We start from the raw sequence: 17130 nt of genomic DNA, 5'->3' as shown, positions 1-17130 counted from the left end.
CCCGAAAGGCGCTTCGATGAAAAAGTCTTTTCTCCTTCTCTTCTGTGCGGCGCTCTCCTTCGCGCAGCCTGTGCGCGCCGAACCGCCGCCGGCCTTCGACCGCGCGCAACGCGCCGACGGCGCGCGCGTGACGCCGGATCGTTTCCTGCGCAGCTATGATCCCCTCACGATCTTCTTTCCCGCCGATACCGGACCGAAGGCCGGCGGCGCGGAAGACACGCCCGGGAAATATGTCGCCGTCGCGCCGCAGCCCGCGGGCGAATGGCGGTGGATCGGTCCGCGCGCCCTGCAATTTCGTCCGGCCGAAGCATGGAAGCCGCTCGCGCGCCTGAGCGTGAAGCTCGGCGCCGCGGAAACGAAACTCGTCGCGCTCCTGCCGACTCCGAAATCGACCAATCCGGCTGCGGACGCCGAGCCCACGCCCGAGCTGACGCAGATTTCGCTCACATTTTCCGAGCCCGTCGACGTCGCCGCGCTGAAGCGGCTGATGACGGTCGAATTGCGTCCTTCGCCGGGCGTGTCGCCCCAGGGCGGGCAAATGCTCAGCGCCTCGGCCTTCGACATTCGCCCGCTCGAACGCGCCGAGCGAAGCAGCGAGCAGACCTATGTCCTGCGCTTTCGCGAGCCGATCTCCGACGGCCGTGTTGCGATACTGCGCCTGAAACTCTCGGACGAGCCAGGCCTCGACGACGAGAACTACGAATTGCGCGTGCGCACCGCTCCGCCCTTCGCCGTGACGGAAACGACCTGCGGACATGGCTGGAGCGACGACAAGCTTGCGGGTGTGTTGCGCTGCCAGTCGAACGGCGACTCGCCGCCAGCACCCGAAAGCGGCGAGGAGGAAGGCGGCGACGTCGGCACTAATTATACGCCGACGAACAAACGCCGTCTTACACTAACCTTCACGACGCAGCCGGAAGCGCTCGACATTTTGCGCGCGCGCGAGGCTTTGCGCGTTACGCCGCCGGTCGACGATCTCGCGGCCGAGGTCGATCGTCAGCATCTCAAAGTTTCGGCGAAATTCCTCACCGACACGGTTTATGAACTTTCCATCGCGCCGGGCGCCATGCGCGACAATCGCGGACGCCCGCTTGCGAGCGCATTCTCGCAGCGTTTCGCCTTCACGCGCGACACGCCCGCGCTGCAATGGGACGCCGGCTACGGCGTCGTCGAACGCCTCGGCCCGCAGCTTCTGCCGCTGCGCGGACGCGGCTATGACCGCGCGGACATTCGCATCCATGCGATCGACCCGCTGTCGCGCGATTTCTGGCCCTTCCCCGAACATGGCGTCGAGACAGTCGACAGCGAGGCGCCGCCGCTGCCGGGTAACGAGCCGAAACGCTGGAGCGAGAGCGCCAATATCGAAGCCGACGCAATCAGGGAGCGCGTCAAATTCCTGGGTTCGCCCGCCGTGTCGCGCCTCGTCGAACTGCCGATCCGCCGCAATGGAATCGACGCCAAATTCGGGCTGGACCTCAAGGAAGATTTCGCGCGCGTCGCCGGACGCGAACAGCCGGGAACCTATCTCGTCGGCCTGCGCACGGTCGATGAAGACAAGCGCAAATGGCTGCGCGTGCAGGTCACCGACCTGTCGCTCTCCGCCATCGAGGAGCCGACGCGCGTGCGCTTCGCCGTCACCTCGCTCGCGACGGCGCAGCCGGTGAGCGGCGCGCAAATCCGGATCGAAGGCGTGAAGGACGACAAATTCGTAACGCTGGCGAATGGAACGACGGACTCTTCGGGCTTCTTCTCCTGGAGTCCGGGCAAGCGCGGCGACGGCGAGTTGCGTCGCGTCGTGGTGAGCAAGGGGCTCGATACGCTCGTTATCGATCCCGACAGCGCGCCTTCGGAATATTCGAAGGAAATCTGGTCGAAGCCGGAAGCGCAATGGCTGTCATGGACCAGCGACGCGGATGCGCCGCGCGCGGAGAAGGCCCGCACGCTCTGCCATGTCTTCTCCGAACGCCCGATCTACCGGCCCGAGGAGCCGGCGCACATCAAGGGCTTTGTGAGAAGCTATCGCGGCGGCGCGTTGACCCTGACGAAGAACGGCGGAACGCTCGTCGTCACCGGCCCGGGCAATCAGGAATGGCGTATCCCCGTCAAGCTCGACGCCGCCGGAAGTTTCTATCACAAATTCGACGCGCAGACGCCCGCGACGGGCGACTACGCCGTGAAGTTCGAACCCGACGCGCCGGCGAAAAAGGCGAAGGCGGAAACGGCGAGCGATAGCGAGGAAACCTCAGAGACCGAATCCGCCGACGCCGGGCAGGAGCTCTCATGCGGGCAGTTCAGCTTCAAGAAGGAAGCCTATCGGCTGCCAACCTTCGAAGTCGTGCTCAATGCGCCGCAGACCGTCGCGCTCGACGGAACCTTCGACGTCGATCTCCTGGCGCGCTATTTCGCCGGCGGGCTCGCCGCGGAGCGGCCCGTCAAATGGCGCGCGGCGCAGTTCCCGCATGTGTTCACGCCGCCGCGCCGGGAAGGCTTTCTCTTTTCGACCGACGCGCGCTTCTCCGGCGAGGGCAAGTTCAAATCCACGGCCATTCTGGAGCGCGACCAGCGCACCGACGCCGGAGGCGCCGCGCGCATGACCTTCGACACGACGATCGAACCCACCGCGCAGCCGCGCCGCTATTCGATCGAGGCGACTGTTACGGGCGACGACGGAATCGAAGTGCGAAACGTGCAGAACGTCATCGCGCTGCCGCCTTTCGTGCTCGGCGTGAAAACGCCGCGCTACGTCGAGCGTCCCGGCGCCGTGACGCCGGAGATTATCGCCGTCGACGGCAAGGGCGACGCCATCGCGGGCCTCGACATGACTTTGCGCCTCATCCGGCGCAACTGGATTTCCACGCTGCAGGCGAGCGACTTCGCGCAGGGCGCGGCGAAATATGTCACGCAGGTGCAGGACGAAACGATCCTCGAGCGCAAGGTGACGAGCGCGAAGGACGCGCAGAAAATCGAACTGGAGGCGAAGGAGGCCGGCGTCTATGTCGTGCAGCTCGAAGCCTTTGACAGGCTGAAACGCCGACAGCAGGTGAGCGTCGATTTCTTCGTCGGCGGCGAGACGCCCGTGACTTTCGCGCGCCCGCCGGCTTCCTCCGCGACGGTCACGACCGACAAGGAAAAATATGCGCCCGGCGAAACGGCGACGCTGATCATTCAGTCGCCATTCCAGAACGCGCGCGCGCTGGCGATCGTCGAGCAGCCGGGCGGCGTCTATGATTACAGTTTCGTGGACATAGCCAACGGCTTCGGCCGCTATGCGCTGCCGGTGAAGAAGGAGCAGACGCCCAAACTCGCGGTCCATTTCCTCATCATGCGCGGAAGGCTGAAGGACAGCGCGCCGCAAGCCGCCGCGAATTTCGATCAGGGCAAGCCCGTCACCATCGCCGCGACGAAATGGATCGAGGTCACGCCGGTCAAGAATATCGTCAATGTGAAGCTCGAACATCCCGGCAAGGCGCGTCCGGGACAGGAAGTTGAAGTCACGCTGCGCCTCTCCGATGATGCCGGCAAGCCGGTCGCAGGCGAAGCGACGTTCTGGATGGTCGATCAGGCGGTGCTGTCGCTCGCCAAGGAGCGCCCGCTCGATCCGCTGCCCGACTTCATCGTCGCGCGCGAGACGAAAATGGCGGCGCGCGATACGCGCAACATGGCCTTCGGCGTCATTCCGCTCGAAGAAATCGCCGGCGGCGACGGCGGCGAGTTGCAGGAATGGGGCGCGGAGAACAATATTTCCGTCCGCAAGAATTTCACGCCCGTTCCGATCTATCTGCCGAGTGTGAAAGTCGGTCCCGACGGCGTCGCTAAAATAAAGGTGTCGCTGCCGGACACGCTCACCGTCTTCAAGCTGCGCGCGAAGGCCGTGAGCGGGCCGGACCGTTTCGGCGCCGCGGGCGGCGAGATGCTGATCCGTCAGGAACTCGTGGCGCAGCCGGCGTTGCCGCGCTTCGTGCGGCCGGGCGACAGTTTCGACATCGGCCTCGTCGCGCGCGTCGTCGAAGGGCCCGGCGGCGCCGGCAAGACGGCGATCGCAGCGCCCGAGCTGAAACTGACGGGGGAAACGAGCCGCAAAATTGAATGGACGCAGAACAGACCCGTGCGCGTCGATCTGCGCGCCGACGTTCCGGCGTCGGCGAAAGACAGCACGAAACTGTCCTTCCGCATCGATCGCGACGCGGACCGCGCGAGGGACGCCGTCGAAATCGACCTGCCGGTCAAGCCCGATCGCGAACCGACGCGCAAATATGAAATCGTCGAAATCGCGCCCGGCGAAACCAGGACGCTTGCCTCCGCAGGCGAAACAGCGCGCGCAAAAACATTCTCACGAGAGGTGATCGTTGCGGCGGACCCCGCATTGGTGAAGCTCGTCGCGGGGCTCAACGCTCTCGTCGAATACCCCTATGGCTGTACGGAGCAGCGCCTGTCGGTCGCGCGCGCGGGCCTTGCGCTGAAGAGCTTTTCCCCGATCCTGGCGGCTGCGGGGCTGGAAGATCGCGTGTCGGGAATTGTGAAATCGACGGCGCAGCAGATCGAGCAATCCATCGATGGCGACGGGCTCGTCGCCTTCTGGCCGCGCGCGCAGGGCAATGTCTCGCTGACCGCATGGGCGTATGCGTTTCTCGCGCAGGCGCAGCGCTCGGGCGAGACGATCGACAAGACGCTGACCGACCGGCTTGCGAATATTCTCCAACTATCGCTGCGCTCCGACTATCCGCGCCTGCTTGGCGGCGAGGAAATGCGCGAGCGCGTCGCCGCCTTGTCGGCGCTCGCGGAGGGCGGCAAGCTCGACGAATCCTACGTCGCGGAATTTGCCCGGCGCGCGGATTTCCTGCCCAATGAAAGCGTCGCGGAAATGGCCGGCGCCGCCGCGCGTCTGCCCAATGTCGACCAGCGCATTGTCGCCTCGCTCATCGAGACGATGTGGAGCCGCGTGAAATTCGCGAGCCGCAGAGGCGCGCAGGTCTATGCGGGACAGGCGGCCGAAAGCGCCTCGCCGGTCATTCTGCCGTCCGAGACGCGCAGCCTTGCGGAGATGCTGCGCGCCGCCGCGCTCGCCGCGCCTTCCGATCCCCGTGCGCCCGTGTTGCGCGAGGCGCTGCTGCGCCTTGGAGAAGGCGACGGCTGGGGCGCGACCAACGCCAACGCCGCGGCGATCGAAGCCCTGGCGGAAGGCTGGCGGCGTCCCGTCGCGCCGATCGGCGTCGCTTTCAGGCGCGGCGAAGGAGAAGCGCAAATCGTCACCATCGACGCCAATAATCCTGTCGCGCGTCACCTGAGCGAAGACGACGCGCCGCTGTCGATCTCCAACAACTCCAATGCGCCGCTGATCGCGCTCGTCGAGACGCGTTATGTTCCCGCCGAGGCGGGCGCCGAAGCGCAGGCCGCGAGCGAGGGCTTCGCGATCACGCGCCAGAGCTGGCGTGTGAAGAGCGGCGCGGCGCCGGAGAAGCTGGAGCCGACCGGCGGCGTGCTGCGCGTGACGCAGGGCGACGTCGTCGAGGAGACGGCGGAGGTCGTCAATCCCGAAGACCGCACCTATGTCGCGATATCGCTGCCGATCGCCGCGGGTTACGAACCGCTCAATCCGAACATTGCGACCGCGCCGGCCGAGGCGCAGCCCTCCAGCGCGCCGACGCTTGCGCCGACATGGGTTTCGTTCGGCGACGATCGCGTCTTCTATGCTTACGACTCGCTGCCGAAAGGAAACTATCGTTTCGCCTTCCGCCTGCGCGCGCAGACGGCTGGCTCTTACACACAGCCGCCGGCTCTGGTCGAGACGATGTACAAGAAAGGCGTGCGCGGCGCGAGCACGGGGGCGCGCGTGGAGATCGTTAAATAGCCATGCGCCGGACAGCGCTCCTCGTCGCGCTCGCGTCGATCGCCGTGACGCTTCGCGGCGCGGCGCTGCTGCTCGACGACGCGATGCGACGCGCCGATCTCGTCGCGCCGCGCGGCGGCGAGATCGTCTATGATCGCAACGGCGCCTTTCTCACGCAGATCGGCCATGTCACGCGCGAGGCGAAAGGCGGGAAACATATCGAATACGGCTATTGGCCGCTCGAAAGAATTCCCGAACGCGTCGCGCTTGCAACCCTGGTGCTGGAGGATCGGCGCTTCTATTCGCACGGCGGCGTAGACGCGCGCGCGGTCTTGCGCGCGGCGTGGAAAAATCTCTTCCGGCATGGGCGCTCCGAAGGCGCGTCGACCATCGCCATGCAGGTCGCGCGCATGCAGGAGCCGCAGCCGCGCACCTTCCTCAACAAGATTCGGGAGGCGGCGACCGGCCTCGCGATCGTCGGCCGCAATGGCCATGAGGCGACGCTCGCGCATTATCTGCGCCTCGCGCCCTATGGGCTCGGCAGTCATGGCGTCGCGCACGCCGCGCGCTTTTATTTCGACAAGCCGCTCGACGATCTGTCATGGGCGCAGGTCGCATTGCTGGCAGCCATTCCGCAATCGCCGGGACGCATGAACATCACGCGCGAGAGCGGTTTGCGGCTGGCGGCGGCGCGCGCGCGTCACGCCATCGCGCAGCTCGAAAAGGATGGCGCGCTCGACGCCGCGCAGGCGGAAATGGCGCGGCGCGAATTGAGCGCGATGCGACCCTTTGCGGCGAAGCGCCGGCCTGAGTCGCTGCATCTGGCGCTGCGTTACGAGCGCCTGGCGCGCGAAGGCCGCGTGCGCGCATCCTCGCCGCGCGACCCGCGCATAAATGCGACGATCGATCTCGGCGTCGAGCGCGACGTCGCCGATCTCGCGCGGCGCTATCTCTCCACATTCCGCGGGGCCGGCGCGCGGCAGGTGGCGGTGATGGTCGCGGAGCGCGGAACCAACGCCGTGATCGCCGACGTCGGCTCGTCCGACTATCGCGATCCGCGCGCCGGCGCTTTCGATTTCACGCGCGTGCAGCGTTCGCCGGGCTCGACGCTCAAGCCTTTCGTCTACGCGCTCGCCTTCGAGCGCGGCGTGCTGAAGACGACCGATCTGCTCGACGACGCCGCCGAAGGCGCCTCCGGCGTCAGCAACGCCGACGGCCAGTTTCTCGGCCCCCTGACGCCGCGCCAGGCGCTGGCCAATTCGCGCAACGTGCCGGCCACAAATCTCCTGCGCCGCGTGGGGCTGGAGGAAAATTTCCATTTCCTGCACGAACTCGGCCTGCACGATCTGGAGGCGCCCGCGGAAAGCTTCGGCGTCTCCATGGCGATCGGCGCCTTGCCGACGAGGCTCGAAGATCTGATGCGCGCCTATGGCGCGCTGGCCAACGACGGCGTGATGAATGATCTCTCCTTCGCGCGCGACGAACGGAGAAGCCCGTCCCGTCGCGTCATGTCGATCGACAGCGCGAGGCTGATCACGTCCTTCCTTTCCGATCCGCAGGCGCGGCTGCCGTCCTTCCCGCGCTATGGTCCGCTCGAATATCCTTTCGCGGTCGCGGTGAAGACCGGCACGTCGCAGAATTATCGTGACGCATGGACGCTCGCCTATTCGCACAAATACATCGTCGGGGTGTGGATGGGGCGCGGCGACGCGGGCGCGATGCGCGGAATCGGCGGCGCCGTCTCGGCGGCACGGCTGGCGCATGCCGTGATGGCGCATTTGCATGGCGCGAAAACCGGCGAGATTGCGCCCGAGGCTTTCGCGCCGCCGCCCGATCGCGTCGCCATCGATCTCTGCCGCGCCGACGCCGGCCCCGCCTGCGCCCAGACGCTGCGGGAATGGGTGAGGCCGGAGGAAGCGGCCCAAAGACCCGTTGCGCCCGCGGTCACGACGCGCGCCGCGGATATGGAGGAAACCCGGGCCGGCGCTCTCGTCATCGCCACGCCGGAACACAACATGCATATCTGGCGCAATCCGGAGCAACCGGAGCGCTTCAACAAGCTCGCGCTGAAACTGGCGAGCGGCGCGCGCGAGGCGCAAATATTGTGGGTCGTGGATGGTCAGCCTTTTATGCTGGCGCGGGCCGACGAAACAGTATTCTGGCCGATGACGCCCGGTTCGCATCGCATCGAGGCGCGGCTGGCGCTCGCGCCTCTCGCCTCACGCCCCGTGCGTGTCACAATAGAATGATCAGCGCGCGAAATAGCGCGTCATGATGCGCTCATAGACCGCCGCCAGCACGTCTATGTCCTCGACGGACGCATTCTCGTCGACGGCGTGGATCGTCTCGTTCGTGAGGCCGAACTCCACCACCGGGCAATAGCGCGTGATGAACCGCGCATCCGACGTTCCGCCGCTTGTCGAGAGTTCCGGCGTGACGCCGGTCATGTCCTTCACCGCATGCGAGACGAGTTCGGTGAAATCGCCGGGCTCGGTAATGAAGGAGATGGCGTTGCTTGGCAGGAACTCGACTTCCGCCTTCGTGGCGCCGGCCGCTTCCCGCACCACTGCGCTCACGCGCTCCTGCAATGCCGGAATCGTCCAGGCGTCGTTGAAGCGGATGTTGAACTGCGCGCGCGCCTCCGCAGGGATGACATTGACCGCCGGATTGCCGACGTCGATCGACGAGACCTCGAGATTGGTGCGGTCGAAATGCGTCGTGCCGCGATCGAACTCGTGCGCCGACAGCGCGGCCACGATGCGCGCGATGACGGGCACGGGATTTTCCGCACGGTGCGGATAGGCGACATGCCCCTGCTTGCCGAGCACGCGGATCCTGCCATTGAGCGAGCCACGACGCCCGATCTTGATCGTATCGCCGAGCGCGGAGACATTCGTCGGCTCGCCGACGATGCAATGGTCGAACTTCTCGCCGCGCGCCCGCGCCCATTCGAGGAGCTTCACCGTCCCGTTGATCGAGGGGCCTTCCTCGTCGCCGGTGATGAGGAAGGAGATCGCACCCTTCGGCGCGCCATGCTTCTCGACATAGGCGAGCGTCGCAGCGAGAAAGGCCGCGATGGCGCCCTTCATGTCGCTCGCGCCGCGCCCGTAAATCCTGCCGTCCGCAATCTCGCCCGCGAAGGGATCGCAACGCCAGCGCGCGACGTCTCCCGTCGGCACGACGTCGGTATGGCCGGCGAAGACGAGATGCGGCGCGCCAGAGCCGATTTTCGCGAAAAGATTGTCGATGTCCGGCGTGCCGGGCTCGGAGAAGGTGAGCCGATGCGTCTCGAAACCGATGGCCTTCTGGGTCTTTTCGACCACGTCCAGCGCGCCGGCGTCGGCGGGCGTGACGGAGGGGCAGCGGATGAGATCGCGGGCGAGGGAGACGGCGCGGGATTGCGACATTTTCTAAAAAACCTTCGGCAGTCCAGCCTGTTTCAGAACCTCATTGGCCGTATGACGCGATTTCGTGGTGCGCGGCAAGGAGAAGTTTCGTCCCGTGATCGCTCTATGCCAAATTTCCTGACTGCCCTTGCCGGGCCGAACCAGCCGACATCCCGCGGCGAGAAGGAGCGAGACAAGCTGCGGGTAGAAATCGGCCATCAGCCGGCGGCAAGCGCGAGATGCGTTTCCGCTCTGAATGTCAAGGACACGTCTGTCCTTGCGCCTTCATTGAGTTCGAGAAGGTCCGGCAGGATGGCGCGCACTTCGTCGATCATCGACTGCCATGACTCCGCTTCGACGACGAGGCCCGGGGCGTCGCGGCTGGTCGCAATCCAGACATGGGCGCCATCGTCCCATTGCGCGTCGATTTGGATAGGTCTCGCCATGCAATGAAAGATCGGCGCGCGCCCGTCGCTTGTCAAGCAAGCTCAAGCTTTCGGGCGCGGTTCCGAAAAACCTAGCTCGTAGACAGTCCACAGGATCACCGCGACGAGCGCGGCGTCCGCGCCCCAGACCCAATAGATCGGCATCACTTCCGCCACGCGCGGCTGCAGCCAATGCGTCGCGCCCGCGATGAGCGCGGCGAAGGGCGGAAGGCTTGCGAGGCCGAGCGGCGGGGTCCGGCCCAGATCGCGGAAACGCTTCGCCGACAGATTGACGAAACTGATCGCGACCAGCAGCACGACGAAGGCGTAGATGATCACGAAAGCATATGCGACCGCGGTCATCGGCTTGAAGAACGGGTCTGTCGTGAGATCATGCTCCGTATAGGGCGAGAGCGCGGTCCAGACGAGCATGAAGGGCGCGATGACGGCGGCAAGCGCGCCCACGCCGCGCAGCCAGGTCGCGCGATCCACGCGGCCCTGGTCCGTGCGATAGAGAAAGCGGATGCGCTCGGCGTCGATCGCCATCAGTCCCTCAGCAGTTCGTTGATGCCGGTTTTCGAGCGCGTCTGCGCGTCGACGGTCTTGACGATCACGGCGCAATAGAGGGACGGGCCGGGCGTTCCGTCCGGCAGCGGCTTGCCCGGCAGGCTGCCGGACACCACCACCGAATACGGCGGCACATAGCCCATATGGACCTTGCCCGTGGCGCGGTCGATGATCTTTGTCGAGGCGCCGATGAAGACGCCCATGGAGAGGACCGAGCCCTTGCCGACGACGACGCCCTCGACGACCTCGGAGCGCGCGCCGATGAAGCAGTCGTCCTCGATGATGGTCGGATTCGCCTGCAGCGGCTCCAGCACGCCGCCGATGCCGACGCCGCCGGAGAGATGTACGTTCTTGCCGATCTGCGCGCAGGAGCCGACCGTCACCCATGTGTCGACCATGGTGCCCGCATCGACATAGGCCCCGAGGTTGACGAAGGACGGCATCAGGATCGCGCCCGGCGCGACGAAGGCCGAATGGCGCACAATGGCGCCCGGAACGGACCGGAATCCCGCCGCGCTATGCTCGCCAGCGCCCCAGCCCACGAATTTGGACGGAACCTTGTCCCACCACGTCGCGCCGCCGGGCCCGCCCGCGATCACCGACATGTCGTTGAGGCGGAAGGAGAGCAGCACGGCCTTCTTGAGCCACTGATTCACTTTCCACGAATCCGGGCCGTCCTTGCCCTCGATCTTCTCGGCGACGCGCAGCTTGCCGCTGTCGAGCAGCCGCAGCGCGCTGTCGACGGCGCGGCGGATGTCGCCCTGCGTCTCGGCGTTGATATTGGCGCGATCCTCGAAGGCGGCGGTGATGAGGGTCTCGAGTCCCGTGTGCGGCATGAATGTCCCGATGCTGTGTGAAGGCTGTGGCGGGTTGTAGGGGTATGGCGGGGGGAGTCAACCGGGCTTCCGAGAGCCGGCCGCCCCGGCGGCGTCTGGAAGCCCGGCGCTGGCGACCCTGCGCCTCAGGTGCAGTTATGCCCGATATTTGCGTAGACGACGCTGGGATCGAAGGGCGCCGGTGGCGTGATGAAGGGCGCGAGCGCGCCATTGTCCGGCGATGTGCATTGCAGATCCGTGACGATGTTCTGCAATTGCAGCCGCCTTACATTCGGCTCGGCGAAGAATTGCTGAACGACGCTGTCGCTGATCTGAATGTTGCGCACGAACTGTCCGCCATTCAGACCCGTGACCCTGATCCCTCCATCGCCTGAGCCGCCGGGCCCGCCAAGCGAGGTGATGGAGGTCAGGCGGACATTGGCGGAGTCGATGATGGCGACGTCCTGCGTATTGGCCTCGAAATGAACGCCGGTGATGTTTGAGGCAAGAAAAGTACGATCCAGCGTGAGCGCCGTCCCGCCCCTCACGCCCTCGATCGTCCCGCCGACGATGGTGACGCTGCCCTCTCCGCCGCGCAGACACCCCGTGCAACTCGCGCGCGGCTGGTCCCGCACATAAACGCCATTTTTTCCGCCTTCGAGCGCCGGTGCGATGAATGTGTTGGCGTTGGCGGCGTAAGGATCGCGCCGCTCCGCGAAGACCCAGTAATGATTTCCTTCCGAAACAGGGGCGAAAAAGCCTCTGATGTTCACGCCGCTACGCAGGCCGTTGAAGGTGTTGAGCAGCGCTCCGGCGAGATGGACGCCGTAATAGCCGCCGAGCATCGTGACGCCGGAAATCTCGTTATGATGGCTCCTGTCCAGCTCTATGAGGCTGACCCCGGCCGCCGAGGACGCCGAGCCGAGATAAAGGTCGCGCATGACGACGCCCTTGACCTCCTTCAGTAGGAAAAGAGTCTTGTCGTTGCGTCCGTAAATCTGGCTCCCCAGACCAACGCCCTCGATCTTGATGGGTTTCGAGATCACGATCGTGTCGCTGAGGACGCAGCGGCCCGCGGGAACGGTCAGCAAGCCCCCGGCATTGGCGGCGACGGCACGGGCGAAAGCCTCTGTGTCGTCATGCACGCCGTTGCAAATCGCCCCAAATTGGCGGACGCTCGTCCGGCCCATCCCCTCCTGAGCGAACACAGGCGCGGATGACGCCGCAAGAAGGCCCAACAGAGCAACTGAACGAAACAAATTCATCGCTTACGCCTCCATTTTGAGCAATGGCGGCAGTTTGGCGCGGCTGCGCCCAGCGCGCAAGCTCAAGCCCGCGCCGCTATCTCCTCCAGAAACCCCACCAGATCATCCGTGACAAAATCGATATGCGGCTCGTCGCCGCTGGCGATTTCCCATGCCTCGCGCTCGACGTTCTCGCCCGCGCCCGGCAGCACCAGCACGGTCGTCATGCCGCGTGCGTGGGGCACGGCGAGATTGCGGGGCAGATCCTCGAACAGCGCGGCGCGCCTCGGGTCGACCTTCAGCTTGTCGAAGAAACGCTCATAGGCCGCCGCCTCCGGTTTCGCGATGAAATCGGCGGCGATGATGTCGAAAATGTCCTCGAAGAGATGGTCGACGCCCAATTGTTTCGCCGTCGCGATGGCGTGATGGCGCGAGCCGTTCGTGAGGATCAGCTTGCGGCCCGGCAGCGCCGCGATGGCTTCGGCGAGCGAATGATTATGTTCGAGGCAGGAGCGGTCGATGTCGTGGACATATTCGAGGTAATGTCCGGCGTCGACCTGATGCTCGACCATCAGCCCGCGCAGCGTCGTGCCGTAGCGCATGTAATAATGCTTTTGCAGCGCGCGCAGCGAGATCGCGTCGAGCCCGAAGAGGCGCATCATGAAAAGCGTTATGCGCGCGTCAATCTTTGGCCAAAGGTCGGCGGTCTGCGGATAGAGCGTATTGTCGAGATCGAACACCCAGGTGTCGATATGGGAGAAGCGTTCGTTCACGCGTTCACCGGTGTTCAGCATCTGTATGGCCATCATGGCCGCCCATCTGCGCCGGCCCGCATGGAAACAACGATGTCGCGGCGCGAGCCGGCGACTGTCCCCCATATGGGACGCGGCCGTCGCTTTTGCACCTACGGCGCAAGTTCGCGCCTGCCGCGCCATCGCCCGCAATGAGAAAGAGCGCGTCGCCGATAGGACTCACCGCGTGATCAGCGTGCCGGCGCCGTGATCTGTGAGCAGCTCGATCAGCACCGCATGCGGCAGCTTGCCGTCGAGGATCACGACGCCTTCGACGCCCCGCTCGATGGCGTACATGCAGGTCTCGACCTTGGGGATCATCCCGCCGGTGATCGTGCCGTCGGCGATGAGGCCGGGAATGTCCGCGACGCGCAATTCCTCGATGATCTTCTTGTCCTTGTCGAGAACGCCGGGAACGTCGGTCAGGAAGATGAGGCGCTTGGCCCCGAGCGCGCCGGCGATGGCGCCGGCGAAAGTGTCGGCGTTGATGTTGAAGCTCGCGCCGCCCGGCCCCTGCGCGACGGGCGCGAGGACGGGAATCAGCTCGCGACCCAGCACCTGATCGAGCACGGTCGTATCGACCTTGTCCGGCTCGCCGACATAACCGAGATCGACGCCGTCCGGCCGCTCCAGCTTCTTCGCGCTGACCATGCGACCGTCCTTGCCGGTAAGGCCGATGGCGCGGCCGCCCTCCGCGTTGATGAAGCCGACGATCTGCTTGTTGATGGACCCGGCGAGCACCATTTCGACGATGCCCATCGTCTCCCCGTCGGTGATGCGGAGCCCGTCGGCGAAGCGCGATTCGACGCCGAGACGCTTGAGCATGGCCCCGATCTGCGGCCCGCCGCCATGCACCACGACCGGGTTCACGCCGGATTGCTCGAGCAGCACCATGTCGCGGGAGAAGTCGCGCGCCACCTTGTCGTCACCCATGGCGTGCCCACCATATTTCACCACGACGATCGTGTCGTCGTAGCGCAGCATGTGCGGCAGCGCCTGCATGAGAATGCGGGCCTGCTGAAGCGCGCTGTCGGCTGAGTCGATGGTCATGGGGCTGGCCTCGCAGGGAGAAGCCCGCGGGGCGTCGCGGGCGCGTCAACTAGACCGGAGTTTCTGTCGCTTTCAAGCGTTTCGTTCGGCAAGCAGCCGGGCGACGGCGCCGCGCAGCTCGGCGATCCCCTCTCCCGTATGCGAGGAAGTGAAGATGATCTCGGGATAGGCCGCCGGCCGCCTCGAGAGCGCCTCGGCGGTCGCGGCGAGAACCTCGGCGCGTTCCGCGACCTTCAGTTCGTCGTGCTTGGTGAGGATGACCTGATAGGAGACCGCCGACTGGTCGAGAAGATCGAACATTTCGGCGTCCACCGGCTTCACGCCACGGCGCCCGTCGACGAGCACGAAGACGCGGGCGAGCGAAGCGCGGCCGCGCAGATAGTCGCGCATCAGCACGGACCAGCTCGCGACCTTCTCCTTGCCCACTGCCGCATAGCCGTAACCCGGCATGTCGACGAGGCGAAGGCGCTCCGCGCCCGGCGCGCCGCCGAGGGCGAAAAAATTGAGCTGTTGCGTGCGGCCCGGCGTGTGCGAGACGCGCGCCAGCGTCTTGCGATTCGTCAGGGCGTTGAGGAGCGAGGATTTGCCGACGTTGGAGCGGCCGGCGAAGGCGATCTCGGGCGGGCCGAGCGGCGGGAGATCGTTCGGCTTCGCGCTGGCGAAGATGAAGTCGCAGGGGCCCGCGATAAGAATGCGGCCATCTTTGAGGAAATCGGGCTCGGTCATGATCTTTGATAAAGCGGCGGCCGGCGCATCGCTGCGTCGGCCGCCGGAACCTTTATGCGCGGCTGAAGGTCTTGCGGAGATTGTCCCACAATTCGAACTTCACCCCGGCGCGCTTCATGATGACGCCCTGCTGGACGATGGAGAGCAGATTGTTCCAGGACCAGTAGATGATGAGGCCCGAGGCGAAGCTGCCCATGGTGAAGGTGAACATCACCGGCATCCAGGCGAACATGGTCTTCTGGATCTCGTCCGTCGGTTCCGGATTCATCTTCATCTGCAGCCACATCGTCACGCCCATCACGAGCGGCCAGACGCCGAGCGCGAGATAGGGGCCGAAGATCGCCACATGAGTGGGGTCCCACGGGATGAGGCCGAAGAGATTGAAGACATTCGTCGGGTCCGGCGCCGAAAGGTCCTTGATCCAGCCGAAGAAGGGCGCGTGCCGCATCTCGATCGTGACCACGAGAACCTTGTAGAGCGAGAAGAAGACGGGGATCTGCAGCAGCACCGGAAGACATCCGCTCGCCGGATTAACCTTCTCGCGCTTGTAGAGCTCCATCTGCTCCATGTTGAACTTGTGCTTGTCGTCGCCGTATTTTTCCTTCAGCTCTTTGATCTTGGGCTGAATTTCCTTCATCTTGGCGATCGACTTGTAGCTCTTGTTGGCGAGCGGCAGGAAGGCGGCCTTCACGATGACCGTCACGGCCAGGATCGCCAGGCCGAAATTGCCGAGCACGCGGTAGAGGAAGTCGATCAGGCGGAACATCGGCCGGGTGATGAAGTAGAACCAGCCCCAGTCGATCAGCAGGTCGAAGCGCTTCAGCCCCGGATTGGCCTTGTAGGCGTCGAGCGTGTCGACTTCCTTGGCGCCGGCGAAGACATAGGTCGTCGTCTCGGTCGAGGCGTTCGGCTCGAGCGTCTTGGGCTCGCTGACCGTGTCGGCCTGATAGGTCTTCACGGGGCCGCCGCCCATCAGCATGTAACGCGCCTCCATCGGAGCGTTCTGATCCGGCGCGACGACGGCGCCCCAGTATTTGTCGGTGAAGCCGACCCAGCCGCCGACGCCCTTGAAGGTCTTGGTGGCGTTGGGCTCCTTCTCGATCTTGTCGTAGGTGAGCTCCTGGCCGGTATCGCCGATGACGCCGACGAAGCCCTCATGCAGCGCGGCGTAGCCGGCCGACGGCGGATGGCCGACGCGGCTCACGCGCGAATAGGAATAGAGGGTGACCGGCTTGCCGCCCTTGTTCTCGACGCTGTCCTTGACCGTGAGCAGATATTCGTCGTCGATCGAGATGACGCGCTTGAAGACGAGCCCCTGGCCATTGTCCCAGGAGAGCGTCACCGGCTGAGACGTGGTGAGCTTGTCCGCGTCCGCGGTCCACAGCGTCTCCGTGTTCGGCAGGACGGGGGCGTTCTCCGTCTCGGCGCTCAGATAGCCGAGTTCGGCGTAATAGGGCTCGGGCCCCTCCTCGGGCGAGAGCAGCGTGATGATCGGGCTCCTGGGGTCGACCGTCTGGCGATAATTCTTCAGAGAGACGTCGTCGACGCGGGCGCCCTTCAGGGCGATGGAGCCGGAAATCGACTTGGTGTCGATCGCGACGCGGGGGCTCAGCGCAAGAGCCGCCTCGCGGCTGTGGACGACGGGCTTGGCCGCGGCGGCCTTTTCAGGCGCGCCGAGCTTGGGAATCTTGGCCATCCGCTCCTGCTCTGAGAGCGCCTTCTTCTGCTTGTCCATCTCGGGAAAAGCGTAGAAATAGTCCCACAGCCCGATGAAAATCAGGGACAGCGCGGCGGCGAGGAGCATATTTTTCGTGTTTTCTGTCATGGCGCCGGAAGCCTGTCTTTCTGTTTGCGTCGAGCGCCCGCTCCGCGCTCTTCTAGCCGCGCGAATCCTTCGGCCATTTGCGAGATGATGTCGTTGAATGGCGCGGTGAGCGTTCCGCGCCGGGCCACGAAGACATAGTCGCGCCCCTCGCGCGCGCCAGAGGCGCCGCTCACCCGAAGCGCCTCCTTGAGGCGGCGGCGGATGCGGTTCCGGCCGACGGCGCCGGCGACCTTGCGGGTCACGGTGAAGCCGAACCGGGGCGGAGCCGCAGGCGCCGCGTCCTTTCCGGCCCCGTCGTCGGGTTGGCTGACCATTTGCACCGTGAACAGGCGCGCAGAAAAACGCGCGCCGGTTTTCGACGCGCGCACAAAATCTGCACGCCGACGCAGCCGCGTCGGTGTCCCGGATGTTTGATCCTGATCGGCGGGGGCGTCCGTCGTCATGCTGCCGTCCGCCATTTCATCGAATCGCCGC

13 protein-coding genes are annotated in these 17130 nt (G+C 65.3%); 2 read left to right on the top strand and 11 right to left on the bottom strand.

Annotated elements, in window-relative coordinates; all coding sequences use genetic code 11:
* Window positions 1–16 precede the first annotated feature (16 nt).
* Together LG047_RS16160 and LG047_RS16155 are read left to right on the top strand one after the other, a co-directional pair.
* Window positions 17–5848 (top strand): Ig-like domain-containing alpha-2-macroglobulin family protein, encoded by a 5832-nt coding sequence (locus tag LG047_RS16160; RefSeq protein WP_227967781.1) that lies wholly within the window; start codon window positions 17–19, stop codon window positions 5846–5848.
* Between the two features lie 2 nt (window positions 5849–5850).
* Window positions 5851–8076 (top strand): transglycosylase domain-containing protein, encoded by a 2226-nt coding sequence (locus LG047_RS16155; protein WP_227967780.1) that lies wholly within the window; start codon window positions 5851–5853, stop codon window positions 8074–8076.
* On the opposite strand, the gene dapE is transcribed toward LG047_RS16155, so the two are convergent.
* From dapE to rnpA, 11 genes are all read right to left on the bottom strand, one after another.
* Complete coding sequence (gene dapE / locus LG047_RS16150) at window positions 8077–9234, bottom strand: succinyl-diaminopimelate desuccinylase (RefSeq protein ID WP_227967779.1); 1158 nt, start codon at window positions 9232–9234, stop codon at window positions 8077–8079.
* 3 nt (window positions 9235–9237) lie between these two features.
* Window positions 9238–9432 carry a type II toxin-antitoxin system HicA family toxin gene (locus LG047_RS16145; RefSeq protein ID WP_227967778.1) on the bottom strand — a complete coding sequence of 65 codons (195 nt, stop codon included), beginning with the start codon at window positions 9430–9432 and terminating at the stop codon, window positions 9238–9240.
* The gene (locus LG047_RS16140) at window positions 9432–9659 is read right to left on the bottom strand and encodes a DUF1902 domain-containing protein (RefSeq protein WP_227967777.1); all 228 of its coding nucleotides are present in this window, start codon (window positions 9657–9659) and stop codon (window positions 9432–9434) included. Before LG047_RS16140 ends, LG047_RS16145 begins: the two co-directional genes overlap by 1 nt.
* A gap of 42 nt (window positions 9660–9701) precedes the next feature.
* On the bottom strand, window positions 9702–10184 hold the full coding sequence (locus tag LG047_RS16135) for a hypothetical protein (protein WP_227967775.1): 483 nt from the start codon (window positions 10182–10184) through the stop codon (window positions 9702–9704).
* Window positions 10184–11041 (bottom strand): 2,3,4,5-tetrahydropyridine-2,6-dicarboxylate N-succinyltransferase, encoded by an 858-nt coding sequence (gene dapD, locus LG047_RS16130; protein ID WP_036282937.1) that lies wholly within the window; start codon window positions 11039–11041, stop codon window positions 10184–10186. Before dapD ends, LG047_RS16135 begins: the two co-directional genes overlap by 1 nt.
* A gap of 125 nt (window positions 11042–11166) precedes the next feature.
* On the bottom strand, window positions 11167–12165 hold the full coding sequence (locus LG047_RS16125) for a hypothetical protein (RefSeq protein ID WP_227967773.1): 999 nt from the start codon (window positions 12163–12165) through the stop codon (window positions 11167–11169).
* A gap of 182 nt (window positions 12166–12347) precedes the next feature.
* The gene (locus LG047_RS16120; RefSeq protein WP_227967771.1) at window positions 12348–13073 is read right to left on the bottom strand and encodes a pyrimidine 5'-nucleotidase; all 726 of its coding nucleotides are present in this window, start codon (window positions 13071–13073) and stop codon (window positions 12348–12350) included.
* A gap of 162 nt (window positions 13074–13235) precedes the next feature.
* Window positions 13236–14105: an acetylglutamate kinase gene (gene argB, locus LG047_RS16115; protein ID WP_036282941.1), complete on the bottom strand. Its 870-nt coding sequence runs from the start codon at window positions 14103–14105 to the stop codon at window positions 13236–13238.
* A gap of 72 nt (window positions 14106–14177) precedes the next feature.
* The gene (gene yihA, locus LG047_RS16110; protein ID WP_227967769.1) at window positions 14178–14831 is read right to left on the bottom strand and encodes a ribosome biogenesis GTP-binding protein YihA/YsxC; all 654 of its coding nucleotides are present in this window, start codon (window positions 14829–14831) and stop codon (window positions 14178–14180) included.
* A gap of 52 nt (window positions 14832–14883) precedes the next feature.
* Window positions 14884–16656: a membrane protein insertase YidC gene (gene yidC / locus LG047_RS16105; RefSeq protein ID WP_227967766.1), complete on the bottom strand. Its 1773-nt coding sequence runs from the start codon at window positions 16654–16656 to the stop codon at window positions 14884–14886.
* On the bottom strand, window positions 16653–17099 hold the full coding sequence (gene rnpA / locus LG047_RS16100) for a ribonuclease P protein component (protein ID WP_227967765.1): 447 nt from the start codon (window positions 17097–17099) through the stop codon (window positions 16653–16655). The genes yidC and rnpA overlap by 4 nt, the downstream gene beginning before the upstream one ends.
* Window positions 17100–17130: the final 31 nt, after the last annotated feature.

This window comes from Methylocystis sp. WRRC1 (genome assembly GCF_020733155.1).
GTDB lineage: Bacteria > Pseudomonadota > Alphaproteobacteria > Rhizobiales > Beijerinckiaceae > Methylocystis.
The sequence above is the reverse complement of the archived record's forward strand: the minus strand, read 5'-3'. Positions and strand labels throughout refer to the sequence as shown.